Origin of the sequence: Mycolicibacterium parafortuitum (assembly GCF_010725485.1) — a bacterium.
Taxonomy (GTDB): domain Bacteria; phylum Actinomycetota; class Actinomycetes; order Mycobacteriales; family Mycobacteriaceae; genus Mycobacterium.
The window spans coordinates 5,008,066-5,034,561 of the sequence record NZ_AP022598.1; the positions used below are offsets into that span (position 1 = coordinate 5,008,066).

Below are 26,496 nucleotides of genomic sequence, written 5' to 3' on the forward strand. Positions count from 1 at the left end.
CCTCGCAGCAGGACTGCCGGCAGCCGTTGTGACTGACCTGTTGGACGCCTACACCGAGGCAAAACGTCGTTTTCATCTTGACGATCTACGACCGAGCGCTGTTGAGGGAGGGCGCTTTTCAGAGGCGGCATTCCGCATCCTGCAATGGCAGACAACGGGAGCTTTCACCCCGTTAGGTGCGACGCTCACAAAAGTACCAACGCTTGTAAACCAACTGGAGAATCAGACGCATGCGCCCGACAGTGTTCGATTCCACATTCCCCGCACGCTTCGCGCGATTTATGACATCCGCAACAAGCGCAACATCGCTCACCTCGCGGATGGGATCGACCCGAACCGTCAGGACGCGACTTTCATAATCCACTCGATGGACTGGGTGCTAGCCGAACTGGTACGGCTGTACCACAGCGTAACCGCCGACGTGGCTCAGACCCTCATCGAAGATCTTGTCGCTAAAGAGATTCCAGCGATGCAGATGTTCGACGGTTTTCCCGTCTTCCTGAAGGACATGAGCCAACCCGACCAAGTGATGACGTTGCTCTATTGGCGCGGTGCCACGGGCGCGAGTCGGCCCGAACTGCTGGACTGGATGAGCGCGAAGAGCGCGAAGTCAAACATGTCTTCTACGTTGACTCGCCTCAAGCAAAAACACTACTTGCACGACGACGGTTCGCTGATCCGCATCACCATTGCCGGTGAGCAGTACGTCGAAACCAAGAAACTAATCGAGCCCACTTAACCCCAGAGCGGCACCACATTCGGGCCGTAGTTCGGTTCGGCCTCCATTGCTCCACGCGCGGCCATCGCGTCGCCGTGGTCGTCCTCGTACAAGTGGGGGTAGACGCCGAGCTTCGTGGTGACCTTCGCGTGGCCCATGAACCGCGCAACCTCCAACGGTCGCCGTCCCGCCGCGATCATCAGGCTCGCGTAGGTGTGCGGAGTCCGTGCCAGGTAGGCCCCGGGGGTAGCGCTCCGGCCTTGTCGCCACACATCGCCACGGCCCGAGTTGAGCCAGTACCGCAGCGCCTGCCGATTCGTTCGTCAATTGCGAGGTCAGCATCGGCGAGTCGCATCGTCCGGACTCCCGTGACACGGACTGACGGATTCCAGCAGGCTACTGTCGACTGCTGCGCCGGGGGCGGGCGCGAGTCACCCCCAGAATCTTCGGTTGCGCAGTTTGCTCTCCCGCGTCAAACGTGTCGGCCGTACCGCGCCACGGCGGTCGCGTGGGGTGGCAGTTTCATACCAGATACATACCAGATGAGAGTAGCGTTATTGGTAGCCATGTCCACTCCCGCGCGAGGAACTATTTCTTGAAATTGCAGCTAGAGACCTGTTTTCGCAGGTGAAACCAGTATTTTCTTGTTTGCTGCCGCCTGGTTCAATCCCAGTATCGCGCACCATATCTACGCACTTCAGGCCCGGTTTCCACCGGGCCTGAGTCGGTTCCGGACACCCCTCGCCCCAGCCCACGCTTCGAACATATGATCGAACAGTGGGAATGCAGGAGATCGGCCACGGCGGGCAACCGCTGCGCACGGTGTTCCGCCGCGTCCACCCGGCCCGGCCGGTGCTGATCGACCTGGTCGCCCTGTTTCCGCGCGAGCCGCACTGCGACGGGCGCTACCACCCCAAGGGTCTGCAGATGGACGTGATCGTCGAGGGCACGCTCAGCTGCTGGGGGCTGAGCGAACAGGGCCGCTGGTGGGGCCTGGTGACCTACCCGATCCGGCACGGCGGCGAGAAAGACCGCGTCACGCACTGGGTGCCCGCATCGGTCCTGCGGCTCAAGCGCCCCTGACGGCGCAAAACGACGGCCAAGAGCACGCAACTTTTCGCATGCAGACCCTAAGTGGCTATCAGGCCACTCTCAGGTTGGGCCCCTAATTTCAGTGGTGTCCGGTTGAAAGACCGAACTGAGAAACCAACCCCGATCGCTCGGCCCGCCACCATCCCCCCAGGTGGCGGGCCGAGATCTTTTTGCAGAGTCTCCACGGCACGGTTGCCGACCCGAAAGCTTCCAGCTCCCCCACCCCAGCGACTAATGTCGCAAGACGCCGGTTCGGCTGTCGACGACGTAGGGGTGGAACATGATCCGCAAGACTCTGCTGGCGACCTCGTTCGCCGTCGCCCTGTGCGGCGCCCCCGCCGCGACCGCCGAACCCGGACCGATGTACTGGGACGATCCCGGGCACTACGCCACCGACGTCCCGGGCATGAACTACGACGCCCACCTCACCGGCCCGTGCACCAACATGGACCGCTTCACCTTCGGCCGCGGGCCCGGCGGCGAAGCGCTGCAGTGCCGGTGGATCCCGAACCAGTGGCCGCCGATCTACACCGGCTTCTGGCAGACCAGCTACGAACTGGTCGGCGTCCGCGATATCGGCAGCCCGTGCCCCAAACCGCAGTCCGCCGCCCAGGCTCCGGACGGGCGGCCGCTGGTCTGCATGGGCGCCCAGGGCTGGCAGGCCGGCAAGTACAACGGTGTCGGCTTCACGCCGATGTGATCGGCCGATCGTCTAGGAGCTCCGCAACGTGCGGCTCGGCTCGGTGCCGAACACCTGTTTGTAGGCGCTGCTGAACCTGCCCGGGTGACTGAACCCGCAACGGCCCGCGATCGACGTCACCGTGTCGAACGCCGGATCGGCCGACAACAACTCGCGGTGGGCGCGCTCAAGCCTGATCCGCCGCAGATATTCCAGCGGCGTGGTGTTCAGATGCTCGCGGAACGCGTACTGGATCGCCCGTGGTGTCACGTCGGACGCCGAGGCGATGTCGCGAATCGTGATGTCGTAGTGCGAGTTGTCGTGGATGAAGTCCAGCGCGCGCCGCAGCATCCGTGGCTGCTGCGCTGTGGTCTTGTCGTTGCCCCGCATCATGCGGTTGAGTTCCCTGAGCGACTGCCCGACAAAACAGATCAGTGACTTATTCCACTGCATGACACCATCGACCCATGACCGACCGCATCGAGGTGTCCCGCATCATCGCCGCTCCCGCCGCCGACATCTTCGCCGTGCTGTGCGACCCCCAGGGGCACGTCGCGATCGACGCCACCGGGATGTTGCAGGACGCCGACGGTGACCCCGTACGCGGCGCCGGGGACTCGTTCGTCGTGCACATGGACCGCGAGGCCCTCAACGACTTCCCCGAACTGGGCCGCTACGACGTGACGGTGCAGATCACCGACTACGAGCAGGACCGCCTCATCGCGTGGACGATCCTCGGGCAGATCCGCCCGCAGATCGGGCACGTCTACGGTTACCGGCTCGGACCGGCCGACACGGGCACGCTGGTGACCTCGTTCTACGACTGGTCCGGCATCGACGAGCATTGGCGCGCGCTCGGCATCTTCCCTGTCGTCTCCGAGCTCGCGCTGCGCGGCACGCTCGGCATCCTCGACCGCACCGTCCGCCGCGGCTACCCCCAAGCGTCAACCCAGGGTTGACGCTTCGAGTTCGTCAACCTACGGTTGACGCATGGGCGATACACAGAAGATCCGCCACCCGGTCCGGCTCGACGACCTCATCGACGTCATCACCCAGGTGCACGACGAACCTCTCGACCAGCTGACCGATGCCGTGCTGGCCGCCGAAGCGCTAGGCGAGGTGGCAGACCACCTGATCGGTCACTTCGTCGACCAGGCACGCCGCTCCGGCGCATCCTGGACCGAGATCGGCAAATGCATGGGCGTCACCAAACAGGCCGCGCAGAAACGGTTCGTGCCCAAGACGCCCAGCGACACCGGGGCACTGGATCCGAACGCCGGGTTCAGCCGGTTCACCGACCGCGCACGCAGCGTCGTCGTCCAGGCGCAGAACGTCGCACACGAGGCCGGCAACACCGAGATCCGGCCCGCGCACCTGATCATCGGGCTCTTCGCCGACCCGACGGGGCTGGCCGCCCGACTGATCGCCGGGCAGGGCATCGACGTCACCGCGGTCGCCGACCGCATCACGTTGCCGCCCCGGGCCGAGCAGGTGCCCGCCCTGATCCCGTTCGACGCGCGCGCGAAGAAGGCGCTCGAGCTGACCTTCCGGCAGGCACTTCGCTTGGGGCACAACTTCATCGGCACCGAGCATCTGCTGCTGGCGCTGTACGAGGAAGAGGACGACGACGGGGTGCTGCACGGTCTGGGTATCGACATCGACCGCTTCGAGCGGGAACTGCGCGAGGCCCTCGACGCGCTCGCCGGGATGTGATCTCACATCCTGGCGCGCGGTGACGTCTTCATGATGTGAAGGTGCGCCCGTTCGAAGAAGTCGTCGCCCGCCACGGCGCCACGGTGCTGCGGGTGTGTCGCGCGGTGGTCGGCGCGTCCGACGCCGAGGACGCGTGGTCGGAGACGTTCCTGTCGGCGCTGCGCGGCTATCCCGACCTGCCCGAGGACGCGAACGTCGAGGCCTGGCTGGTGACGATCGCGCACCGGCGGGCACTCGATGTGGGACGGGCCCGATCCCGCCGCGCGGTACCGACCGCGACGGTGCCCGACCGCCACGACGAACGCGCCGACCCCGCCGCCCGCGACCCGGACCTGTGGGCCGCGTTGCAGCGCCTGCCGCTCAAACAGCGCCACGCGGTGGCCTACCACCACATCGCGGGCCTGCCGTTCGCCGAGATCGCCGTCATCCTCGGCAACTCCCCCGACGCCGCCCGCCGTGCCGCCGCCGACGGCATCAAGGCGCTACGCACGCACTACCGCAAGGACGAAGCCTCATGACCGACATCGCTTTCGACGCCCCCGACGAGGACGCGACGCTGCGGCGGCTGCACGACCGGCTGGCGGCCTCGGCGGAACCATCCGGGCTGCTCGACGTCGCGTACCGCACCGTCGACACCCCGGTCGGCACGCTGCTGCTGGCCGCCACCCCGGCCGGCCTGGTCCGGGTGGCCTACGACATCGAGGGCCACGACATCGTGCTGGCCCGCCTTGCCGAGGCGCTGAGCCCGCGCATCCTGCACGCACCGGCCCGCCTGGACGCCGTCGCACGACAAATCGACGAGTATTTCGCCAAGCGCCGCACCAGCTTTGACGTGACCGTCGACCTCAGCCTGACCCGCGGGTTCGGCCGCAGCGTCGTCGAAGCACTGCGGCGGATCGACTACGGGCGGCGGCTGAGTTACGCCGAGGTGGCCACCGCCGTCGGGAGCCCGCGCGCGGTGCGCGCCGTCGGCTCGGCGTGTGCCCGCAATCCGTTGCCGGTGGTCATCCCGTGCCACCGGGTGGTGCGCTCGGACGGCACCAGCGGGCAGTACGTCGGCGGACCGCGGGCCAAGACCGCACTGCTGGAGCTGGAAGCCGGCCGGGAATGAAAGTCCTCACCCAGCCGTAGAACGTGGCATGAAACTCAACGACGCCGCCCGTGACCTCATCGGCAACGGCGCAGACGCCACGCTCGTCACGCTCAATCCCGATGGCAGTCCCCAGGTCACGCTCGTCTGGGTGGCGTTGCAGTCCACCCCCGACGGCGACGAGCTGGTCACCGCGCACCTGAGCGAACACCAGAAGGTCCGCAACGTGCGCCGCGATCCGCGGGTGGCGCTGACGATCCTGTCACCCGGCGCGGTCGGCAAGGTGATGCGCCCGTACCTGTCGATCACCGGGACCGCGCGGATCGTCGAAGGCGGCGCGCCGGAACTGCTCGCCCAGCTGGCTCAGACGCTGGCCGCGCCGGACTCCGGCTTCCCGCCGCCCGACGCGCCCCCCGGTTACCTGACTCGGATCCGGATCGACAAGGTCGGCGGCGTCGGGCCCTGGCAGGACTGAGCCCTAAGACCATCCAGGGGCCGGCGGCGGTGTGCGATCATGCCAAGCATGCGTCGCTGGCTTGTGCTCCTGACCGTCACCCTGGCCACCCTCGCCGGGGTCGTCGCGTCCCCGGCGTCGGCGGCGGTCATCCCGATCGGTCGCCTCGGCGATGTGCTGCGCGTCGAATACGAGGGGCTGGTGGCCGACGTGTCGGTCAACAACATCGTCCCGACGCCCCCGCCGCCTGGGTTCGGTTATCCCCCGCGCGCGCCGCGCTACCAGGTGTACCGGGCCGATGTGACGATCACGCCGGTACAGGTGCCGACCCCGTACGCGATGGGCATCACGTTCGCGTTCCGCGGCGTGACACCGACCGGTGACGCCTACGAACCCCGCAACAGCGACGCCCCCGACGCGCTGCAGACGATGATGTTCACCGCCCAGCCCGGGCAGACGTTCACCGGCGGCGTGTGGTGGGACTGCTACCGCGATCTGGTCTCCAACGTGGTGCTGCTCGACAAGATCTCCGGAATCCGCCTGGCCCAATGGAACGTCGCCTAGACATCCAGCCCGCCGCACCGGATCAGCTGGCCGAACTCACCGACGTCGCCGCCCGCACCTTCCCGCTGGCCTGCCCGCCCGCGGTCGGGCCCGACGACGTCGCGGCGTTCATCGCCGAGAACCTTTCGCGCGAACGCTTCACCGACTACCTCGCCGACCCCGACCGCACCGTCCTGGTGGCCGTCGAGGGCGGCCGAATACTCGGTTACGCCATGATGATTCGCGGTGTCCCCGACGACCCCGACGTCACCGCGGCCGTCACCGCGCTGCCCACGGTCGAAGTGTCGAAGATGTACGTACTCCCCGAATCCCACGGCAGCGGCACCGCCGCGGCGCTGATGACCGCGGCGCTGCAACACGCGCACACCCTCGGTGTCGCGTCGGTATGGCTGGGCGTCAACCAGCGCAACGAACGGGCCCAGCGCTTCTACGCCAAGCACGGTTTCGGCGTGGCCGGCACCAAACGGTTCCGCCTCGGCGACCACTGGGAGCAGGACTACGTGATGGTGCGCCCGGCCTGACCGGCGGCGGTCAGGGCCAGCAGCCGCGAGGTCGCCCGCAGGTACTTCTTCCGGAACCCGCCGGCGAGCATCTCCTCGCTGAAGATGGTGTCCAGCTTGGTGCCTGACGCGATCACCGGGACGCCCGCGTCGTAGAGCCGGTCGGTCAGCGACACCAGCCGCAGCGCGACGTTCTGGTCGTCGATCGGGTGCACGCCGGTGATGAACACCTGCGAGACGCCCTCGATCAACGTCAGATACCGCGACGGGTGCATGGTGGCCAGATGCGCGCACAGCGCGTCGAAATCGTCGAGCGTCGCACCGTCGACCTCGGACGCCCACCGGGCCACCTCGTCGTCTCCGGGCGGCTCCGGCGCCGGCGGCAGGTCGCGGTGCCGGTAGTCCGGACCCTCAATGCGCACCGTGGTGAACATCGACGCCAGCGTGTTGATCTCACGCAGGAAGTCCTGGGCGGCGAAGCGCCCCTCGCCCAGCTGCTCGGGCAGCGTGTTCGAGGTCGCCGCCACCGACACGCCGCGCTCGACCAGCGCCGACAACAAGCGCGAGATCAGGGTGGTGTTGCCCGGATCGTCGAGTTCGAACTCGTCGATGCACAGCAGCACGTAGTCCGACAGCAGCTCGATGCACTCCATGAACCCGAACACACCCGCGAGTTGGGTGAGTTCGCCGAACGTCGCGAACGCCCGCTTGTAGTCCGACGACTCACCGACCGCGTAGTACGACGACGCCAGCAGGTGGGTCTTGCCGACACCGAACCCACCGTCGAGGTACACCCCGACGCCGGGCAGCACCTCACGCTTGCCGAACAGCTTCTTCTTGCCGGCGCGGCGCGCCACGGCCTGTTCGGTGAACTGGCGGCACGTCTGCACGGCCGCGGCCTGCGACGGCTCCCCCGGGTCGGGGCGGTAGGTGTCGAAGCTGACGTCGGCGAACGTCGGCGGCGGAACCAGCTGGGCGATCAGCCGTTCCGGTGTGACGCTGGGATGTCGATCGACCAGATGCCCGACATCGCTGGACCCGTGCATGCAGGCACCATAACGGCGTGCTGTGATTTCCCGTATGTCCGGCGACGGTGACGGGACGCACTTCACACTTCTGGGATCGGCCGGCGTGCTCGGCATCGACGACCTCGCCGACCGCTACCGGTATCCGGACGATCTGCGTTCGTGCTGGGTGCGCGCGAACATGATCGCCTCGGCCGACGGCGGCGCGACCAGCGCGGGCACGTCCGGCGCGCTCGGTGGCGACGGGGACCGCGCGGTGTTCGCGACACTGCGGGCGCTGTGCGACGTGATCGTCGTCGGCGCGCAGACCGTGCGGGTGGAGAACTACTCCGGTGTGCACTTCGGCGCCGCCGAGCGGCAGGCGCGGCAGCGCCGCGGCCAGGCCGAGGTGCCACCGATCGCGGTGCTCACCCGCACCGGGCAACTCGACCACACCGCGAAACTGTTCGCCGACACCGAGGTGCCGCCGCTGATCCTGACCTCGGCGCAGGCCGTCGAGGACACCCGCACCCGGCTGGGATCCTCGGCCGAGGTGATCGACTGCTCCGGCGCGGCATCCGATTCGGTGGACCCGCAGACCGCGCTCGCGCGGCTGGCCGAGCGCGGTCTGACCCGGGTGCTGACCGAGGGCGGTCCCGGGATCCTGGGCCTGCTCACCGCCGCCGGACTGCTCGACGAGTTGTGCCTGACGGTCGCGCCGCTGCTGCTCGGCGGCGCGGGCGGCCGCATCGTCGCCGGGGCCGGCGAGGCGCACACGGCGATGTCCCTCGAGCAGGCCCTGCGCGACGATCACGGCTACCTGTACCTGCGTTATGTCCGTCGGCGGGGCGGCGGGGCGGGGTGACCGCCATCAGTACTGTGGTGCCCATGCGTCGTGTGGTGCAGGCTGTCGTTCTGTCGCTGGCCGTCGTGCTCCCGGTGTCGGCGTGCTCGCCGGGCCTGGCCGCCAATCCGCGCTATGCGACCGACTCCGGCGCCCGCCCCCAGGGCGAACCGCCGAACACCGACCAGCCCCCGGGCCCGCCCGCCGTCGAGGTCCCGAAGAACGATCTGTCCTGGCGCGACTGCACCTCGCGGGTGTTCGCCTCGGCGGCCGTGCAGGCCATCCCCGGCGTGAAACTCGACTGCGCCAGCTACGACGCCGACCTGGACCCGATCAACGGCGCCAACGGCACCGTCAGCATCGGCGTCGTCCGGGCCACGTCCCAGCAGACCCCCGCCGACGCCGGCCCACTGGTGATGACCACCGGATCCGACCTGCCCTCCTCGGTGCAGTTGCCGGTCTGGCTGTCGCGCGCCGGCGCCGACCTGCTCAAGAGCAACCCGATCGTGACGGTGGACCGCCGCGGCATCGGCATGTCGGGTGCGCTGGACTGCCGCGATCTGTTCGACCGGCAGGAGATGTTCGAGCAGGCGCAGTTCCAGGCCGGCGACGACCCCGTCGCCAACCTCGGCGCCATCACGATGACGGCGACCACCAGCTGCACCGACACCATCGCCCCCGGTGACTCGGCCTACGACAACGCCCACGCCGCCGAGGACATCGAACGGCTGCGCACCACGTGGGACGTGCCCGCGCTCGCACTCCTCGGCATCGGCAACGGCGCCCAGGTGGCGCTGGCGTACGCCGGGTCGCATCCGAACAAGGTGGCCCGGCTGGTGCTCGATTCGCCTCTGCCGCTCGGTATCTCCGCCGAAGCGGCCACCGAGCAGCGCGTCAAGGGCGAGCAGGCGGCCCTCGACGCGTGGGCCACCCAGTGCGCGGCCACAGGCTGCCCGCTCGGCCCCGATCCGAAGGCCGCGGTCGACGAGCTGCTGTCCGCCGCCCGGGCCGGGCGCGGACCCGGCGGCGCGTCGGTGGCCGCGGTGGCCGACGCGATCTCGACCGCACTGGGGTATCCGCGCGGCGGCCGGGTCGACTCGGGCAACGAGCTGGCGCTCGCGGTCGCCGACGCCCGCTCCGGTGACACCAACCGGCTCAACAACCTGATCAACCAGGCCGAGACGCTGCGCCAGACCGACGGGCAGTTCGTCAACAGCTGCAGCGACGCGCTGAACCGGCCCACCCCGGACCGGGTCCGCGAGCTCGTCGTCGCCTGGGGCAAGCTCTACCCGCAGTTCGGCGCGGTCGGCGCGCTGGACATGGTGAAGTGCCTGAACTGGCCCAGCGGCAGTGCGCCGAAGGAGCCCGCCGGGTTGGAGATCCCGACCCTGCTGCTCGGTGTCGCCAACAACCCGATCGTCGGCAACGAAGGGGTGGCCGCGGTGGCCGCCACCGCGATCAACGCCGGTTCGACCAACCGGCGGGTGATGTGGCAGGGCATCGGGCACGGCGCGACCATCTACTCGCCGTGCGCGCTGCCCCCGGTGATCGAGTACGTCAAGACCGGTGAGCTGCCGGCCACCGACACGTACTGCCCGGCCTGACAGTTTCCGGGTGCGGCTGAGGTACGGTGCCTGGCGTGCGTGATCTTGTGCTGAGCGCGTTCCGGCCTCGCACCTCCCCCCCGACGACGGCGTCCGTGCTCCGGTCGATCCTGTGGCCACTGGCGATCATGGCGGTGATCCACCGCAGCTACGTGCTGGTGTTCAACCGCTACATCACCGACGATTTCGCGCCCGTCTACCGCGCGGTGATCAACTTCAAATTCGGCTGGGACATCTACAACGAGCACTTCGACCACGTCGACCCGCACTACCTGTATCCGCCCGGCGGCACCCTGATCATCGCGCCGTTCGGCTACCTGCCCGAGGTCGCGTCGCGCAACTGGTTCATCTTCTTCAACACCGTCGCGATCATCCTCGCCGGCTATTTCCTGCTGCGGCTGTTCGGTTACACGCTGTCCTCGGTGGCCGCGCCCGCCCTGCTGCTGGCGATGTTCTGCACCGAAAGCGTCACCAACACACTGGTCTTCGGCAACATCAACGGCGTCCTGTTGCTGCTGGAGGTGTTGTTCTTCCGGTGGCTGCTGGACGGCAACCGCAGCCACGAATGGCTGGCCGGAATCAGCATCGGGCTCACCCTGGTGGTCAAACCACTGCTGGCGCCGTTACTTCTCCTCCCTCTGCTCAACCGGCAGTGGCGGGCGCTGGTGGCCGCGTTCGTGGTGCCGGTCGTGTTCAACGCCGCCGCGTGGCCGCTGATCGCCGACCCGATGAACTTCGTCACCCGCACGGTGCCGTACATCCTGTCCACCCGCGACTACTTCAACAGCTCGATCCTGGGCAACGGCCTCTACTACGGCCTGCCGATGTGGCTGATCATGGCGCTGCGGATCGCGTTCATCGTGCTCGGCGCGGTGTCGCTGTGGCTGCTGTACCGCTACTACCGCGAGCGCGACCCGTTCTTCTGGATGCTGACGTCGTCGGGCGTGCTGCTGACGACGTCGTGGCTGGCGCTCTCGCTCGGGCAGGGCTACTACTCGATCGCGCTGTTCCCGTTCCTGATGACCGTGGTGCTACCCAACTCGGTGATCCGCAGCTGGGTGGCCTGGCTGGCCGCCTACGGCTTCCTGACGATGGACCGGTGGCTGCTGTGGCAGCTGCCCAGCACCGGACGCGCGCTGGAATACCTCAAGATCACCTACGGCTGGTCGCTGATGATGGTGGTGGTGTTCGCGGTGTTGCTGTTCCGCTATCTCGACGCCAAGCGGGACGGGCGCCTCGACGGCGGCATCGACCCCGTGTGGATGAAGCAGCTGACGCCGGCGGCCAAGCCGTCCGAGTAGCCTGGCGTGCATGACTGCTCCGAAGCTGGTGCTCAGCGACGACCAGTGGCGCGAACGCCTCACCCCGCAGGAATTCGCGGTGCTGCGCCAGGCCGGCACCGAACGTCCGTTCACCGGTGAGTACACCGACACCAAGACCCCGGGGATCTACCAGTGCCGCGCCTGCGGCGCCGAATTGTTCCGCAGCACCGAGAAGTTCGAATCGCACTGCGGGTGGCCGTCGTTCTTCGATCCCGCCGACTCCGACGCGGTGATCCTGCGGCCCGACGACTCGCTGGGCATGCGGCGCGTGGAGGTGCTGTGCGCGAACTGCCACAGCCATCTGGGCCACGTATTCGAGGGTGAGGGATATCCGACCCCGACGGACCAGCGCTACTGCATCAACTCGATCTCGCTGCGGCTGGTGCCGTCGGACTGACCGGCGGCAGCTACGGCAGCGTCGTCAGGAGCTGTTCCACCGAGACCCGCGGGCCGGTGAAGAACGGCGTCTCCTCACGCACGTGCTTGCGCGCGTCGGTGGCGCGCAGGTCACGCATCAGGTCGACGATGCGGTACAGCTCCGGCGCCTCGAAGGCCAGCAGCCATTCGTAGTCGCCCAGCGCGAACGACGGCACCGTGTTGGCCCGCACGTCCTTGTAGCCGCGGGCGGCCATCCCGTGCTCGGCCAGCATCCGGCGGCGTTCCTCGTCGGGCAGCAGGTACCAGTCCAGGGACCGCACGAACGGATACACGCAGATGTAGGCGCCGGGCTCCTCCCCCGCCAGGAACGCGGGGATGTGGCTCTTGTTGAACTCGGCGGGACGGTGCAGCGCGACGTTGCTCCACACCGGGGTGGACGCCCGGCCCAGCGCCGTGGTGCGGCGGAAGTCCTTGTAGGTGGACTGGAGCGCCTCGACCGTCTCGGCGTGCGTCCAGATCATGAAGTCCGCGTCCGCGCGCATCCCGGCGACGTCGTAGAGACCGCGCACGACGACACCCTTGTCCTCCTGCTGTTTGAGGAACGTCGCGGTCTCGTCGGCGAGCGCCGCGCGCGCGTCGCCGTCGGCAGCGAGTGCCCCCGGCGTCACCGCGAAGACCGAGAACATCAGGTAGCGGATCGTGGAGTTCAGTTCGTCGTAATCGAGCTTGGCCATACGGTCATCCTCCCACCGCGAGCAGCGCGGCCACCGCCCTGGTCGCCGACGCCACACATGCGGGCACCCCGATGCCGTCCAGGTACGCACCCGCCACCGCGAGCCCACGCGGAAGCCCGTCGCGCAGCTCCGCGACCAGTGCGGCGTGACCGGGCCCGTACTGCGGCATCGCGTCGATCCAGCGGACCACCCGGCTGTCCACCGGCTCCTCGCTGACCTCGAACAGGGTCTGCAGATCCTCGGCCGCCCAGCTGAGCAGATCCTCGTCGCCGGTACTGCGCGCCAGTTCGTCACCGAAACGCCCGTAGGACAGCCGGACCAGCTCGACGTTGCCGCGCCGTCCCCACTTGCGCGAGGACAGCGTCACCGCCTTGGTGTGCAGCCGCCCGCGGCCCGCGACCAGCACCCCGGACTGCTCGGGCAGCGGTGTGCCGCCCGGCAGCGCCAGCGCCACCACCGCGGCCGAGGCCACCGGGATCCGGCGCGCGGCGGCCGCGGTGCGCGGAGCCAGCGGTTCGACCAGCGCGGGCAGCCGGGGCGCCGGGACGGCCAGCACCACCGCGTCGGCGGGCCAGCGACCTTCCTCGTCGTCGACCAGTTCCCAGCCGCCCGCCACCTGGTGCACGCTGCGCACGGACACCTGCGCCCACCGCAGACCGGAGCGGTGCATCAGCTCGTCGAGCAGCACCTGGTAGCCGCCGTCGATCGCGCCGAAGACCGAGCCGGCGCGCGGCGGTGGCAGGGCCGCGGCCACCGCGGCGGTCAGGCTCGGGGCGCCGTCGTCGAGCGCCGCGGCCACCGTCGGCGCGGCGGCCCGTAGACCGATCGTCGCGGCCGAACCGGCGTACACCCCGGCCAGCAGCGGGTCGACGGAGCGGACCACGACCTGCTCACCGAACCGGTCACCGACCAGTTCGGCCACCGACGGGTCCGCACCCCGGCGCCAGCTCAGCGGGCGCCGCGGCTCGTCGAGCATGCGGCGCACGGTCGCGTCGTCGACCAGCCCGGCCAGCTCCGAAGGCCGCGACGGGATGCCGTTGACGGTGTCCTTCGGCAACTGGTGCAGGCGGCCCTCGCTGTAGATCAGCGGACGCGCTCCGGTGGTGGTGATCTGCTTACCCGACAGCCCCAGCTCGCCCAGCAGCGCGGGCATCTCGGGCCGGCGCGCGACGAACGCCTCGGCGCCGACGTCGATCAACTGCCCGCCGAGGCGCTCGGTGCGCAGGATCCCGCCGAGCCGGTCGGCGGGATCGAGCACGGTGATCGACGCGTCCGGGCCCGCCGCGACCCGCAACCGGTAGGCGGCGACCAGACCGGAGATACCGCCTCCGACGACGCAGTACCGGGGCGCGCCGCTCACAGCTCGTGCACCAGCGCCACCGCGTCGGTGATGATGGCCGGGTCGGTGGCGGGAAGCACGCCGTGACCCAGGTTGAAGATGTGCCCGACGGCGCCCGCGTCGACCGCGCGGCGGCCGTCCTCGACGACCGCGCGCACCGCCCGATCCACCACCGGCCAGCCGGCCAGCAGCACCACCGGGTCGAGGTTGCCCTGCAGCGCGCTGCCGCGCCGCACCCGCGCGGCGGCGTCGGTCAGCGAGGTGCGCCAGTCGACGCCGACGACGGCGGGCACTCCGTGGCCGGTGACCGCTTCCGACATCGCGCCGAGCAGTTCGGCGGTGCCGACACCGAAGTGCGTCATAGGCACGCCGTAGCCGGCCAGCGACGCGAACACCCGGGCGCTGTGTGGCAGCACGTAGGCGCGGTAGTCGGCCAGCGACAGCGTCCCGGCCCAGGAGTCGAACACCTGGATCGCGTCGACCCCGGCCTCGAGCTGCACGCGCAGGAACTCGATCGTGACGTCGGTCAGCGCCGTCATCAACGCGTGCCAGGTCTCGGTGTCGCCGAGCATCATCGCCTTGGTGCGTTCGTGATGGCGGCTCGGTCCGCCCTCGACCAGGTAGGACGCCAGCGTGAACGGCGCCCCGGCGAAGCCGATCAGCGGGACCTCGCCGAGCGCGGCGGTCAGCTGGCCGATCGCGGTGGCCACCGCGCCGACCTGGTCGTGTTGCAGTGGGGCGACCGCGCGGACGTCGTCGGCGGTGCGGATCGGGTGCGCGATGACCGGGCCGACGTCGGGGACGATGTCGAGGTCGATACCGGCGGCACGTAACGGCACCACGATGTCGGAGAACAGGATCGCCGCGTCCACATCGTGCCTGCGCACCGGCTGCAACGTGATCTCGGTGATCAGGTCGGCGTCGAAGCAGGCCTGCATCATGGTGTTCTTGGCCCGCAGTTCGCGGTACTCCGGCAGGGACCGACCGGCCTGACGCATCATCCACACCGGTACCCGGTGGGGTTTGCGACCGGCGGCGGCAGCCAGGTACGGAGATTCGGGCAGCTCGCGGCGCGTGTTCATCGCTCCCTATGCTGCCATGCCGCTATCGGCGCGCCTGCCGACAGACCTGCCCAAATGGACTACCGTCAAACGCCGTGACCACCGCCGAACCGGCTCCGTTCCGTGAAGCGGTGGCGGCGATGAATGCCACCACCGTCCGACCCGAGATCGAGCTCGGGCCCATCCGGCCACCGCAGCGCCTGGCGCCCTACAGCTATGCGCTGGGCGCCGAGGTCAAGCACGCCGAGGCCGCGATCGTGCCCGAGCGCTCCGAAGGGGATGCGTTCGGGCGGCTCATCCTGCTGCACGACCCCGAGGGCGCCGAGGCGTGGGACGGCACCATGCGGCTGGTCGCCTACATCCAGGCCGACCTCGATTCCACCGAGGCCGTCGACCCGCTGCTGCCCGAGGTGGCGTGGAGCTGGCTCGTCGACGCGCTGGAGCAGCGTGCCGAACAGCAGGTGACGGCCCTGGGCGGCACCGTCACCGCGACCACGTCGGTGCGCTACGGCGACATCTCCGGGCCGCCGCGCGCCCACCAGTTGGAGCTGCGCGCATCGTGGACCGCGACATCGCTGGACCTCGGCCCGCATGTGCAGGCGTTCTGTGAGGTGCTCGAGCACGCCGCCGGCCTGCCGCCGGCCGGGGTGACCGACCTGAGTTCGCGCACCCGCGCCTGAGGCCGATGTCCGAAGCTGAGAACACCGGCTCCCCCGTGGACGCCGATCCGGTCGAATCCGAGCTGCCCGAAGCCGAGCCGCTGCTGACACCACGCGACGGCGTGCCGGAGGTGTCGTCGAGCCGCGGCGAGATCGCCAGGGCCGCCGACCTGTTGGCGTCCGGAACCGGGCCGTTCGCGGTGGATGCCGAGCGGGCGTCGGGTTTCCGATACTCCAACCGGGCGTATCTGGTTCAGATCCGGCGCGCGGGCGCCGGCACCGTGCTGATCGACCCGGTCAGCCACGGCGGCGACCCGCTGCAGGTGCTGGCTCCGGTCGCCGAGGTACTGGCCACCGACGAATGGGTGCTGCACGCCGCGGACCAGGACCTGCCCTGCCTGGCCGAGATCGGCATGCGGCCCCCCGCCCTGTACGACACCGAGCTGGCGGGCCGGCTGGCCAACTACGACCGGGTCAACCTGGCCGCGATGGTGCAGCGGCTGCTCGGGCTGCAGCTGACCAAGGGCCACGGCGCCGCCGACTGGTCGAAACGCCCACTGCCGCACGACTGGCTCAACTACGCGGCCCTGGACGTCGAGGTCCTGCTGGAGCTGCGTGACGCCGTCGCCGCGGTGCTCGAGGAACAGGGCAAGTCCGAGTGGGCCCGCCAGGAGTTCGAATATCTGCGCACGTTCGAGGCGCCACCGACCCGGCGGGACCGCTGGCGGCGCACCTCCGGCATCCACAAGGTGCGGGACCCGCGAGCGCTGGCCGCGGTGCGGGAGCTGTGGGTCACCCGGGACCAGATCGCCCGCCGCCGAGACATCGCACCCGGGCGCATCCTGCCCGACAGCGCCATCATCAGTGCCGCGACCTCCAACCCCGACACACTCGAAAAGCTCACCGCACTACCGGTTTTCAGCGGTTCGAAGCAGCGGCGCAGCGCACAGGTGTGGTTGGACGCGCTGGCTCGGGCCCGCACCAGCGAGCCACCTGAGGCACAGGAGCCGTCCAACGGGCCGCCGCCGGCGTCGCGGTGGTCTCGGCGCAAGCCCGAGGCCGCGGTGCGGCTTGAGGCCGCCCGCGCCGAGTTGAGCGCGCTGGCCGAACAGGTTTCGGTGCCGATGGAGAACCTGCTGTCCCCCGACACGGTCCGCAGGCTGTGCTGGGACTGGCAGCCCGTCGAGGACGGGGAGGCGACCGCAGCCGCCGTCGACGCGTTCCTGCGCACCACCACCGCCCGGCAGTGGCAGCGCGATCTCACGGTGCCCGCGCTGGCGCGGGCGTTGGCTACTCCGGAGCGGTGACCCGGTCGATGTGGTCGGTGAAATGCCGCCACACCGCGTCGGGATCCTCCAGTTGGGGCCAGTGCCCGATACTTTCAAGCATGACCACGTCGGCGTCCGGGATCACCTCGCGGTAGCGCCGCGCCATGTGCGCGCCCGAGTTGGGGTCGAGCGCGCCGTCGATCAGGCGCATCGGCACCCGCGCCTCCCGCATCGCCCGCACCCAGCGGTTGCGATGCCGGTAACGGTCCTCGACGAACCGGCCGACCTTGTGCAGCACTGCTTTTCCGTCGTTGTACTCCAGGATCTGGTGGAACAGGTCCATCATGTGCGGCGTCGGCTGGGTGTCGGGGCCGAACATCTCCCTGATCGTCGGTTCCAGGAGCCGCCGCGAGACTCGGCTGCCCTGCAGCGGACTGAGGATGTCCCCCAACGGTGTCGCGGACATCAGCTTCTGCAGCAGCCGCGGCGTGTAGGACTCGTTGAACATCCCGCCGTTGAGCCAGGTGACCGACTCGATCCGCGGCGCGCCGTAGGCATGCTCGGACCACACCTGCCGGGCCAGCAGTTCCTGGCCGACCGAGTCCCCGAGATCGTGGGCGAGCACGTGCACGGTCTGCACACCGAGGTGCGCGAGCAACGCCTCGTGCACATCCGCGTGGTCGTGCACGCTGTAGCCGTACGCCTTCGGCTTCGCCGAGAAACCCATCCCGATCATGTCGGGCGCGATCACGGTGAACCGCGCGGTGAGCCTGCTCCACAACGGCTGCCAGTCGAAGGTGTTGAACGGATAGCCGTGGATCAGCAGCAGGTGCGGACCCTGCCCCTCACAGCGGTAGAAGATGTCGAAACCGAGGTAGTCGAAATACTGCCCGGCGTCGCGCCAGCGCTGAAGTTCGGCATCCACTCCGCCGACCCTAGGCGCTCAGCTGAAGGCGCGCGCCAGGAACTCGGTGGAATCCGGCATCGACACCAGCACGGTGCCGCTGTGGTCGGCCTCCGGGTACACCTTAAGGGTCACCTGCTGGCCGTTCGCGGTCAGCTGGTCGGCGAAGCGCAGCGTCAGATTCGGCGGCACGTCGCGATCGGCCATCCCGACGCCGAGGAACACCGGCCGGTCGTAACCCGACGGCGGGATGCCCATGTATGCGTCGATCGCCTCGACGGCACCCGGGATCGACGCGACCGGCGCGGTGAAGAACTCCGGGACCCGCAGCCCGGTCAGTGCGCCGGCCAGGTCTGCGGCACACAGGGTTTCGGCCTGATCGGCAGCTGCCCGGCCGGCAGGCGTCAACACCTGGTCCAGGTCGAGATCCGGACGGGCCTCACGCAGCGCGGCGACGATGTAGGCGGTGTAGGCACTGCCCATCGGCCCGAGTTCGGGCGGTACCACCATCTGCGGGCCGGCCTGCTTGACGATGGACTCGACCCCGGCGGGCGTGCCGGTGGCGACCACCCCGCGGTAGTCGAGGCCGGACCCCGCGGAGAACTCGGTGGCCCACCGCGCGGTGGCGACGGCCGCTCCCCCGCCCTGGGACTGACCGACCACCGCCCACTTCGGGGACAGATCGAGATCCATCTCGTGGGCGGCGATGACGGAGTCCACCACCCCGTGTGCGGTGGTGACGCTGTTCAGGTAGCTCATCAACCCGGGGGTGCCGAGGCCCGCGTAATCGGTGCCGACCACCACATAACCCTGGTCCAGCCAGTGCGAGAGGTACTCGTCGTCGCGGTCGCTGCGGCTCCTGGCCGACGGCGTGCAATCGTCACCGAGCCCGACGGTGCCGTGTGCCCACGCCGCCACCGGCCAACCGCCCGGTGGCGCAGGCGTTTTCGGCACGAACACCGCCGCGGTGCTGACCGCGGGCCGGTCGTGCTGGTCGACCGTCGAGTACAGGATGCGATAGGCACGGGCAGCCGCCGTCACCGACAGCGCCGGATCCAGCGCCACCGCGTCGATCAGCGTGCCCGGCGCCGGAACGGGTCCGTCGTAGGTCCGCGCGTCCAGGCCCGACCAGACCGGGACACTCGCCGTCGCGGCCGGTGCGACGCCCACCAGGGCGGCCAGCACCATCACGAGGGCGGTGAGAAATCCGCCGATACGTCTCATGGTGTCAGTCGACGCGCTCACTGACCTCGCGCTCACCGGCGGAGGCGCCGAGCGCGGCGATCCAGCCGGTGATCCGGCGGGCGAGATTCTGCTCGGTCAGCCCGACCTCGGCGAGCACCTCACCACGCGAGGCGTGTGCGAAGAACTCCTGTGGCAGTGCGGCGTCGCGGCACGGCACGTCGATCTCGGCGCCGCGCAACGCCGCCGACACCGCGGAGCCGACCCCGCCGTGCCCGCCGTTGTCCTCGAGCGTGACGACGAGCTTGTGCGCGGTGGCGAGTTCGCCGATCTGGGACGGAACCGGCAGCACCCAGCGCGGGTCCACCACCGTCACGCCGATGCCCTGATTGCGCAGCCGCTCGGCGACGCCGATCGCCATCGGCGCGAACGCACCGACCGACACGATCAGGACATCCTCGGAGAGCCCGTCGGCCGGGACCGCGAGCACGTCGACCCCGTCGCGCCGTTCCAGCGCCGGAATGTCGGCTCCCACATCCCCCTTCGGGAACCGGATGGCCGTCGGCCCGTCCTTGATCTCGACCGCCTCGGCGAGCTCCTCGCGGAGCCGCGCGCCGTCGCGGGGTGCGGCGACCCGCATGCCGGGCACGATGCCCAGGATCGACAGGTCCCACATCCCGTTGTGGCTCGCGCCGTCGGGGCCGGTGACGCCCGAGCGGTCCAGCACGACCGTCACCGGAAGGTTGTGCAGCGCAACGTCCATCAGCATCTGGTCGAATGCCCGGTTCAGGAACGTCGAGTAGATCGCGACGACCGGGTGCATCCCGCCCATCGCGAGTCCAGCCGCCGACGTCATCGCGTGCTGTTCGGCGATGCCGACATCGAAGAACCGGTCCGGGAACCGTTTACGGAACGCCGAGAGCCCGGTCGGACCCGGCATCGCGGCGGTGATCGCGACGATGTCGCGGCGCTTGCCGGCCAGGTCGATCAGCGTCTCGGAGAACGCCGACGTCCAGCCCGGACCGGGAACCGAAGTGGCCAGGCCGGTTTCGGGGTCGATGACGCCGCAGGCGTGCATCTGGTCGTCGACGTCGTTCTCCGCGGGTGCGTATCCCATGCCCTTGCGGGTCACGACATGCACGACGACCGGCGCGTTGAATGCGCGGGCGTGCCGCAGCGCGCCCTCCACGGCGGACTCGTCGTGTCCGTCGATCGGCCCGACGTACTTCAGGCCCAGATCGGTGAACATCACCTGCGGCGAGAGCGCGTCCTTGATGCCCGCCTTGATCGAATGCATGCACTGGTAGCAGAACTCGCCGATGACCGGGACGCCGCGCACCGCCTTGCGGCCCTCTTCGAGGACCCGCTCGTAGCCGGGCTGCAGCCGCAGCGCGGCCAGGTGCTCGGCGAAACCGCCGATCGTCGGGGCGTAGCTGCGCCCGTTGTCGTTGACGATGATCACCACCGGCCGCTTGGACGCGGCGATGTTGTTCAGCGCCTCCCAGCACATACCGCCGGTCAGCGCGCCGTCACCGACGACGGCCACCACGTGGCGGTTGCGGTGCCCGGACAGCTCGAACGCCTTCGCCAGGCCGTCGGCGTAGGACAGCGCCGAGCTGGCATGGCTGGACTCGACCCAGTCGTGCTCGCTCTCGCTGCGAGACGGATAGCCCGACAGGCCGTCCTTCTTACGCAGCGTCTCGAAGTCCTGGCAACGGCCGGTGAGCATCTTGTGCACATAGGCCTGATGACCGGTGTCGAACAGGATCGGATCATGCGGGGAGTCGAAGACGCGGTGCAGCGCAAGCGTCAACTCGACGACGCCGAGGTTGGGTCCCAGATGTCCACCCGTCGCCGCGACCTTGTGGATCAGGAAATCGCGGATCTCCGTGGCGAGCTCGTCGAGCTGCGCATGGGACAGGTGTGCCAGATCAGCGGGACCGCGGATCTGTTCAAGCATCAGGCCAGTCTACGCACCGCTATTGGGATCGGTCCTGTCGAGTCTGGTACACGTCGGGCACCCCGTCGCGGTCCTCATCCACCGTCTCTTCGAGGTGAATGCGCCGGTAGGCGGCATTTCTGGTGAGCAGCAGCACCGAAGCGAGCACCGCCGCCAACAGTGATCCGCACAACACGCCGACCTTGACGAATTCGTGACGTGCCGAATCGGGGCCGTACGACAGATCACCGATCAGCAAAGAGACGGTGAATCCTATACCCGCCAGCATCGCGACGCCGAGCACGTCGACCCAGCGCAGCGACGAATCGAGGTTCGCGCGGGTGAACGCGGCAAGCAACCTGGTGGTCACGAAGATTCCGATCGGTTTGCCGAGCACCAGGCCCAGCACGATGCCGAGGGTGATCGGATCGCTCAGCGCGCGCCCGAGCCCGTCGAGGCCGCCGAAACTCACTCCGGCAGCGAAGAACGCGAAGACCGGGATCGCGATCCCGGTCGACAGCGGACGGGTGCGGTGCTCGAAATGTTCGGCCATCCCGGCGTCGACCTCGACTCCTCCGCGTGTCGCCGATCGGCGAACCGGGACCGCGAACCCGAGCAGCACACCGGCCACCGTCGCGTGCACCCCGGACTCGTGCATCAGCACCCAGGTCAGCACACCGAGCGGGATCAGCACCCACCACGCCTGCACCCCGCGCTGCACGGCGACGGTGAACACCGCCAGTACCGCCAATGCCCCGCCCAGTGCCGCGACGTTGATCTCGTCGGTGTAGAACACCGCGATCACCAGCACCGCCAGCAGGTCGTCGACGACGGCCAGCGTCAGCAGGAAGGTGCGCAACGCCGAGGGCAGGTGGGTCGAGATGACCGCGAGCACCGCGACCGCGAACGCGATGTCGGTCGCGGTCGGGATCGCCCACCCGCGCAACGCACCGTCACCGGCCCGCGCGGCGACCGCGACGAAGATCACCGCGGGCACCACCATGCCGCCGACAGCGGCCGCGATCGGCAGCGCGGCCTGGCGCGGATCACGCAGATCGCCGGCGACGAACTCCCGTTTCAGCTCCAGCCCGACCACCAGGAAGAAGATGGCCAGCAGTCCGTCAGCGGCCCAGTGTCCGATCGACAATGACAGGTGCAGACCAAATGGACTGCCGCCGATCTCGGTGTCCCGCAGCGCGAAGTAGGCCTGCGACCAGGGCGAGTTCGCCCACACCAGCGCGGCGGTCGCGGCGATCAGCAGGATCACCCCGCCGACGGTCTCCTTGCGCAGGATCTCGCTGATCCGGCTGGTCTCCGACCAGGAGCCGCGGGAGAACAGTGCGGGCCGCAAGCCCCCAGGAGAGTCTGACGGCGGGGTGGGGGTCATGTCCTGCCTCGGGTCGGGGTCGACGATTCACCGCCGACCAGACTTCCCGGCACACCTGTGGTCATCCTAGGCGTCCGCGGGCCGCTGCAGCACGGCGACGCATTCGACGTGGTGCGTCAGTGGGAACGAGTCGTATACCCGCAGTTCCTCGACGTCATACCCGTGTTTGCGGTAAAGGCCCACGTCGCGTGCGAAAGAGGCAGCCTCACAACCGATGTGGATGATGCGCGGGACACCGGCGGCGGACAGCAGATCGATCACCTCGCGGCCTGCACCGGTGCGGGGCGGATCGAGCACCGCGACGTCGGCGCGGGCGGGCTGGGCCGCCAGCGCGCGGCGCACCGAATCGGTGCGCACCGACACGTTGTCCAGATCGGCCAGCGCGGCGCGCGCCGAGCGCGACGCCCCCCGGGAGGTGTCCACGGTCAGCACCCGCCCGCCGGGGCCGACGCCGCGTGCCAGAGCGGCGGCGAAAACGCCTGCGCCGCCGTAGAGGTCCCACGCCGTCATCCCGGCCTGCAGGTGCGCCCATTCGGTGATCAGCGCACTGTAGAGCGCGGGGGCGTCGCGGTGGGCCTGCCAGAACGCCGTCGCCGGCACCTGCCAGGTGCGGTCTCCGACGCGCTGCACCGCCTCGTAGTCGCCCTCGACGGCGGTCGTGCGTTGCCCGCTGCCCTGCGCGCCGGCGACCACGACGTGCCGGTGGCCGTCGTCGTCGAGCACGACGTGCACCGCCGAGTGCGGGTGCCAGCGCCGCTCGGCCAGGCCGTCGACCATTCCGGGCGGAAGCTGCGCACAGTCGAGCCGGTGCACCAGGTCGGCGCTGTGGTAGCGGTGGAAGCCGGCCCGGCCGTCGGCGGAGGTGTCCAGCCGCACCCGGGTTCGCCAGCCGGTCGCACCCTGTTCGCCGACCGGCTCGGCGGCGGCGTCGGCTTCCTCGCGCCAGCGGTAACCGCCAAGGCGGGCAAGCTGGTTGGCGACCACCGCACCCTTGATCCGGCGCACCGCGGCGGGGTCGGCGAAGGCTAGATCGCAGCAGCCCGCGCCGTCGACACCCGCGATCGGGCACAGCGAATCGATACGGTCCGCAGACGGCTCGAGGATCTCGACGGCATCGGCGTTCCAGTAGGAGCCACGGTCGCCGACCAGCCGGGCCCGCACCGTCTCCCCGGGCAGCGCGTAGCGGACGAACACCACCCGCCCGTCGTGGCGGGCGATGCAGCTGCCCCCGTTGGCAGGGGCCACCGTCGTCAACGTCAGTTCGTCGGCCAGTTCGTCGCCGCTCATTCGAGAAATCCTCTACGTGCGTCACCCGGCGCGGACTGCGGCGCCAGTTTCTTGAGTCGTTCCGACGACGACAGCTGCCACGGGACGGAGGTCACCATCACATTGGGCTCGAACAACAGCCGGCCCTTGAGCCGCAGCGCGCTCTGATTGTGCAGCAGCTGTTCCCACCAGTGACCCACCACGTACTCCGGGATGAACACCGTCACCACGGTGCGCGGGGAATCCTTGATCAGGCGCTTGACGTAGCCGAGTACCGGACGGGTGATCTCGCGGTATGGCGAGGCGATGACTTTCAACGGCACGCTGATGTCGCTGTGCTCCCATTTGTGCACCAGCTGGCGGGTCTCCGCATCGTCGACGCTGACCGTGATCGCCTCCAGCACGTCCGGCCGGGTGGCCCGGGCGTAGGCAAGCGCGCGCAGTGTCGGCATGTGGACGTTGGAGACCAACACGATCGCGTGGTTGCGGCTGGGCAGGACGAGGTCGTCGATCTCCTCCGCACGCGCCTCCAGTTCCGCGCTGACCGATGCGTAGTGGCGGTGGATCAGCTTCATGATCCCGAACAGCGCGGCCATCGCCAGGATCGCGATCCACGCGCCGACGACGAACTTGGTCACCACGACGATCACCAGAACAGTTCCGGTGCAGACGAATCCGATGGTGTTTGTCACCCTGGCCCGGACCATCCGGCGCCGGGCGCCCGGGTCGGTCTCGGTGCGCAGCAGCCTGGTCCAGTGCCGCACCATGCCGATCTGGCTCAGCGTGAACGACACGAACACCCCGACGATGTAGAGCTGGATCAGCGCGGTCACCTCGGCCTGGAACGCCACCACGAACGCGATCGCACCGAACGCCAGGAACAGGATCCCGTTGGAGAACGCGAGCCGGTCCCCGCGGGTGTGCAGCTGGCGCGGCAGGTAACGGTCTTGGGCGAGAATCGATCCCAGCACCGGGAATCCGTTGAAGGCGGTGTTGGCGGCCAGCACCAGGATCAGCGCGGTGACACCGGCGATCAGATACAGCCCGACCGGGAAGTCGTGGAACACCGCATCGGCCAGCTGCGCGATCAGCGTGCGCTGATGGTAGTCGGCCGGCGCCCCGCCGAGTTGTTCGAGCGGGCGTTCGGCGATCTGCACCCCGGTCGCCTTGGCCAGCATGATGATGCCCATGAACAGCGAGATCGAGATCGCGCCGAGCATCAGCAGCGTGGTGGCGGCGTTGCGGGACTTCGGTTTCCGGAACGCCGGCACGCCGTTGCTGATCGCCTCGACACCCGTGAGCGCGGCGCTGCCCGACGAGAACGCCCGCGCGACGAGGAACACCAGCGCGAACCCGAGGATGTCGCCGTGCTCGGAGTGCATCTCGAAATCGGCGGACTCGGCGCGCAGCGGCGTGCCGAGTGCGTAGATCTGGAAGAACCCCCAGCCCAGCATGATGAACATGCCGATCATGAACGCGTATGTCGGGATCGCGAAAGCGGTTCCGGATTCCCGTATACCGCGCATGTTCAGCGCCGCCAGCACCAGGATCGCGATGATCGCGAACCACACCTTGTGCTGGTTGACGAACGGCACCGCCGAGCCGATGTTCGACATCGCCGACGACATCGACACCGCGACGGTCAGCACGTAGTCGACCAGCAGCGCGCTGGCCACGGTCAGCCCCGCGGTGGGACCGAGGTTGGTGGTCACCACCTCGTAGTCGCCGCCGCCGGACGGGTAGGCGTGCACGTTCTGCCGGTAGCTGGCGATCACGACCAGCATCACCCCGGCGACGGCCAGCCCGATCCACGGCGCCATCGAGTAGGCGGCCAGGCCGGCCACCGACAGCACCAGGAAGATCTCCTCGGGTGCGTAGGCGACCGAGGAGAGGGCATCAGAGGCGAAGACCGGCAGCGCTATCCGCTTCGGGAGCAGCGTGTGCGACAACCTGTCGCTGCGGAACGGCCGGCCCAACAGCAACCGCCGGGTGACGGTCGAAAGCTTGGACACGACTGCCAAGAGTAAGCCTGACGGCCACCGGCCGTCGGAAAGCGGTAGCGTTCGGGTGCACTGGTTTGCAGCAGGCCCGGTCGGAAAGGACCCACAGAGTGCGCGTAGTGGTGATGGGGTGCGGCCGCGTGGGCGCGTCCCTGTCTGACAGCCTGGCCAGGATCGGGCACGACGTCGCGGTGATCGACCGCGACAGCACCGCGTTTCACCGGCTCTCCCCCGACTTCTCGGGCGAACGCGTGCTCGGTATGGGATTCGACCGGGATGTGCTGATCCGAGCCGGCATCGAGGACGCGGCCGCGTTCGCCGCAGTGTCCTCGGGCGACAACTCCAACATCATCTCGGCGCGGGTGGCGCGGGAGACGTTCGGCGTGCAGCGGGTGGTGGCCCGCATCTACGACGCCAAACGCGCCGCGGTCTACGAACGGCTCGGCATCCCGACCGTGGCCACGGTGCCGTGGACCACCGACCGACTGCTCAACGTGCTGACCCGCGAGACCGAGACCACCAAATGGCGCGACCCCACCGGCAACGTCGGGGTGACCGAGCTGGCGCTGCACGAGGACTGGGTCGGCAGACGCATCCCCGAACTGGAGGCCGCCACCGCCGGGCGGGTCGCGTTCATGATCCGGTTCGGCGCGGGCCTGCTGCCCGACGCCAAGACCGTCATCCAGGCCGGCGACCAGGTCTACCTCGCCGCGATCTCCGGCCACATCGCCGAGGCGCTGGCCATCGCGGCGCTGCCGCCGGCCGAGGACGCGGAGGACCGATGACACGGGAGGT

Annotated in this window: 29 protein-coding genes; 17 read left to right on the forward strand and 12 right to left on the reverse strand. The window is 69.2% G+C overall.

What is annotated here, in order from left to right; all coding sequences use genetic code 11:
* Positions 1-28: 28 nt before the first annotated feature.
* Positions 29-739 (forward strand): hypothetical protein, encoded by a 711-nt coding sequence (locus NTM_RS23550; protein WP_163768344.1) that lies wholly within the window; start codon positions 29-31, stop codon positions 737-739.
* Here NTM_RS23550 and NTM_RS23555 read toward each other — a convergent pair.
* The gene (locus NTM_RS23555) at positions 736-918 is read right to left on the reverse strand and encodes a hypothetical protein (RefSeq protein ID WP_163768346.1); all 183 of its coding nucleotides are present in this window, start codon (positions 916-918) and stop codon (positions 736-738) included. The two genes, NTM_RS23550 and NTM_RS23555, sit on opposite strands and share 4 nt — an antisense overlap.
* A 583-nt stretch (positions 919-1,501) precedes the next feature.
* Here NTM_RS23555 and NTM_RS23560 point away from each other — a divergent pair.
* Both NTM_RS23560 and NTM_RS23565 read left to right on the forward strand, forming a co-directional pair.
* Complete coding sequence (locus NTM_RS23560; protein WP_104861458.1) at positions 1,502-1,801, forward strand: hypothetical protein; 300 nt, start codon at positions 1,502-1,504, stop codon at positions 1,799-1,801.
* Between the two features lie 289 nt (positions 1,802-2,090).
* On the forward strand, positions 2,091-2,510 hold the full coding sequence (locus NTM_RS23565; RefSeq protein ID WP_104861457.1) for a hypothetical protein: 420 nt from the start codon (positions 2,091-2,093) through the stop codon (positions 2,508-2,510).
* Positions 2,511-2,522: 12 nt separating this feature from the next.
* Here NTM_RS23565 and NTM_RS23570 read toward each other — a convergent pair whose 3' ends face one another.
* Positions 2,523-2,882 (reverse strand): helix-turn-helix transcriptional regulator, encoded by a 360-nt coding sequence (locus NTM_RS23570; protein ID WP_163768351.1) that lies wholly within the window; start codon positions 2,880-2,882, stop codon positions 2,523-2,525.
* Between the two features lie 74 nt (positions 2,883-2,956).
* On the opposite strand from NTM_RS23570, the gene NTM_RS23575 reads away from it, so the two are divergent.
* From NTM_RS23575 to NTM_RS23605, 7 genes are read left to right on the forward strand one after another with little or no spacing between them, the layout of a single operon-like run.
* Positions 2,957-3,448, forward strand: coding sequence for an SRPBCC family protein (locus NTM_RS23575; protein WP_163768354.1), 492 nt, complete (start codon positions 2,957-2,959; stop codon positions 3,446-3,448).
* Positions 3,449-3,479: 31 nt separating this feature from the next.
* A complete protein-coding gene (locus NTM_RS23580; protein ID WP_163768356.1) occupies positions 3,480-4,202 on the forward strand; it encodes a Clp protease N-terminal domain-containing protein in 723 nt (240 codons plus the stop codon).
* Between the two features lie 35 nt (positions 4,203-4,237).
* Positions 4,238-4,720, forward strand: coding sequence for an RNA polymerase sigma factor (locus tag NTM_RS23585; protein ID WP_179963980.1), 483 nt, complete (start codon positions 4,238-4,240; stop codon positions 4,718-4,720).
* Positions 4,717-5,313 (forward strand): methylated-DNA--[protein]-cysteine S-methyltransferase, encoded by a 597-nt coding sequence (locus NTM_RS23590; protein WP_104861454.1) that lies wholly within the window; start codon positions 4,717-4,719, stop codon positions 5,311-5,313. The genes NTM_RS23585 and NTM_RS23590 overlap by 4 nt, the downstream gene beginning before the upstream one ends.
* Before the next feature lie 28 nt (positions 5,314-5,341).
* A complete protein-coding gene (locus NTM_RS23595) occupies positions 5,342-5,767 on the forward strand; it encodes a PPOX class F420-dependent oxidoreductase (protein WP_104861453.1) in 426 nt (141 codons plus the stop codon).
* A 48-nt stretch (positions 5,768-5,815) separates the two neighbouring features.
* Complete coding sequence (locus NTM_RS23600; RefSeq protein ID WP_179963981.1) at positions 5,816-6,310, forward strand: hypothetical protein; 495 nt, start codon at positions 5,816-5,818, stop codon at positions 6,308-6,310.
* Positions 6,295-6,831 carry a GNAT family N-acetyltransferase gene (locus NTM_RS23605; RefSeq protein ID WP_104861451.1) on the forward strand — a complete coding sequence of 179 codons (537 nt, stop codon included), beginning with the start codon at positions 6,295-6,297 and terminating at the stop codon, positions 6,829-6,831. The genes NTM_RS23600 and NTM_RS23605 overlap by 16 nt, the downstream gene beginning before the upstream one ends.
* Here NTM_RS23605 and zapE read toward each other — a convergent pair.
* Entirely contained in the window at positions 6,807-7,856 is a 1,050-nt protein-coding gene (zapE, locus tag NTM_RS23610; protein ID WP_104861450.1) for a cell division protein ZapE, read from the reverse strand. The genes NTM_RS23605 and zapE overlap by 25 nt on opposite strands.
* 34 nt (positions 7,857-7,890) lie before the next feature.
* On the opposite strand from zapE, the gene NTM_RS23615 reads away from it, so the two are divergent.
* The 4 genes from NTM_RS23615 to msrB are packed head-to-tail and all read left to right on the forward strand — an operon-like array spanning position 7,891 to position 11,981.
* Positions 7,891-8,679: a pyrimidine reductase family protein gene (locus NTM_RS23615; RefSeq protein WP_163768358.1), complete on the forward strand. Its 789-nt coding sequence runs from the start codon at positions 7,891-7,893 to the stop codon at positions 8,677-8,679.
* 23 nt (positions 8,680-8,702) lie between these two features.
* On the forward strand, positions 8,703-10,262 hold the full coding sequence (locus NTM_RS23620; RefSeq protein WP_163768361.1) for an alpha/beta fold hydrolase: 1,560 nt from the start codon (positions 8,703-8,705) through the stop codon (positions 10,260-10,262).
* Positions 10,263-10,297: 35 nt separating this feature from the next.
* Positions 10,298-11,563, forward strand: coding sequence for an arabinofuranan 3-O-arabinosyltransferase (aftC, locus tag NTM_RS23625; RefSeq protein WP_163768364.1), 1,266 nt, complete (start codon positions 10,298-10,300; stop codon positions 11,561-11,563).
* A gap of 10 nt (positions 11,564-11,573) precedes the next feature.
* Positions 11,574-11,981 (forward strand): peptide-methionine (R)-S-oxide reductase MsrB, encoded by a 408-nt coding sequence (gene msrB / locus NTM_RS23630; RefSeq protein ID WP_104861447.1) that lies wholly within the window; start codon positions 11,574-11,576, stop codon positions 11,979-11,981.
* 10 nt (positions 11,982-11,991) lie between these two features.
* On the opposite strand, the gene hemQ is transcribed toward msrB, so the two are convergent.
* Genes hemQ through hemE form a run of 3 tightly spaced genes read right to left on the reverse strand, consistent with a single transcriptional unit; the run spans position 11,992 to position 15,117 of the window.
* Positions 11,992-12,696, reverse strand: coding sequence for a hydrogen peroxide-dependent heme synthase (gene hemQ / locus NTM_RS23635; protein WP_163768367.1), 705 nt, complete (start codon positions 12,694-12,696; stop codon positions 11,992-11,994).
* A gap of 4 nt (positions 12,697-12,700) precedes the next feature.
* Positions 12,701-14,056 (reverse strand): protoporphyrinogen oxidase, encoded by a 1,356-nt coding sequence (locus NTM_RS23640; RefSeq protein ID WP_163768370.1) that lies wholly within the window; start codon positions 14,054-14,056, stop codon positions 12,701-12,703.
* Positions 14,053-15,117, reverse strand: coding sequence for a uroporphyrinogen decarboxylase (hemE, locus tag NTM_RS23645; protein WP_163768373.1), 1,065 nt, complete (start codon positions 15,115-15,117; stop codon positions 14,053-14,055). The genes NTM_RS23640 and hemE overlap by 4 nt, the downstream gene beginning before the upstream one ends.
* A 74-nt stretch (positions 15,118-15,191) precedes the next feature.
* Here hemE and NTM_RS23650 point away from each other — a divergent pair, with 74 nt between their 5' ends.
* Both NTM_RS23650 and NTM_RS23655 read left to right on the forward strand, forming a co-directional pair.
* The gene (locus NTM_RS23650) at positions 15,192-15,776 is read left to right on the forward strand and encodes a DUF3000 domain-containing protein (RefSeq protein WP_104861443.1); all 585 of its coding nucleotides are present in this window, start codon (positions 15,192-15,194) and stop codon (positions 15,774-15,776) included.
* A gap of 5 nt (positions 15,777-15,781) precedes the next feature.
* Positions 15,782-17,062, forward strand: coding sequence for an HRDC domain-containing protein (locus NTM_RS23655; protein ID WP_163768377.1), 1,281 nt, complete (start codon positions 15,782-15,784; stop codon positions 17,060-17,062).
* Here NTM_RS23655 and NTM_RS23660 read toward each other — a convergent pair.
* The 6 genes from NTM_RS23660 to NTM_RS23685 all read right to left on the reverse strand — a co-directional run bounded on the left by NTM_RS23660 (position 17,046) and on the right by NTM_RS23685 (position 25,722).
* Complete coding sequence (locus tag NTM_RS23660) at positions 17,046-17,948, reverse strand: alpha/beta fold hydrolase (RefSeq protein ID WP_163768379.1); 903 nt, start codon at positions 17,946-17,948, stop codon at positions 17,046-17,048. The two genes, NTM_RS23655 and NTM_RS23660, sit on opposite strands and share 17 nt — an antisense overlap.
* Before the next feature lie 18 nt (positions 17,949-17,966).
* Positions 17,967-19,115, reverse strand: coding sequence for an alpha/beta hydrolase family protein (locus NTM_RS23665; RefSeq protein WP_163769602.1), 1,149 nt, complete (start codon positions 19,113-19,115; stop codon positions 17,967-17,969).
* Between the two features lie 40 nt (positions 19,116-19,155).
* On the reverse strand, positions 19,156-21,069 hold the full coding sequence (dxs, locus tag NTM_RS23670) for a 1-deoxy-D-xylulose-5-phosphate synthase (RefSeq protein WP_163768382.1): 1,914 nt from the start codon (positions 21,067-21,069) through the stop codon (positions 19,156-19,158).
* 19 nt (positions 21,070-21,088) lie between these two features.
* On the reverse strand, positions 21,089-22,435 hold the full coding sequence (gene nhaA / locus NTM_RS23675) for a Na+/H+ antiporter NhaA (protein WP_163768386.1): 1,347 nt from the start codon (positions 22,433-22,435) through the stop codon (positions 21,089-21,091).
* Between the two features lie 66 nt (positions 22,436-22,501).
* Positions 22,502-23,722: a class I SAM-dependent RNA methyltransferase gene (locus NTM_RS23680; RefSeq protein ID WP_163768390.1), complete on the reverse strand. Its 1,221-nt coding sequence runs from the start codon at positions 23,720-23,722 to the stop codon at positions 22,502-22,504.
* Positions 23,719-25,722, reverse strand: coding sequence for an APC family permease (locus NTM_RS23685; protein WP_197746368.1), 2,004 nt, complete (start codon positions 25,720-25,722; stop codon positions 23,719-23,721). The genes NTM_RS23680 and NTM_RS23685 overlap by 4 nt, the downstream gene beginning before the upstream one ends.
* An 89-nt stretch (positions 25,723-25,811) precedes the next feature.
* Between NTM_RS23685 and NTM_RS23690 the strand changes: the two genes are divergently transcribed.
* Positions 25,812-26,486: an NAD-binding protein gene (locus NTM_RS23690; protein WP_179963983.1), complete on the forward strand. Its 675-nt coding sequence runs from the start codon at positions 25,812-25,814 to the stop codon at positions 26,484-26,486.
* Positions 26,487-26,496: the final 10 nt, after the last annotated feature.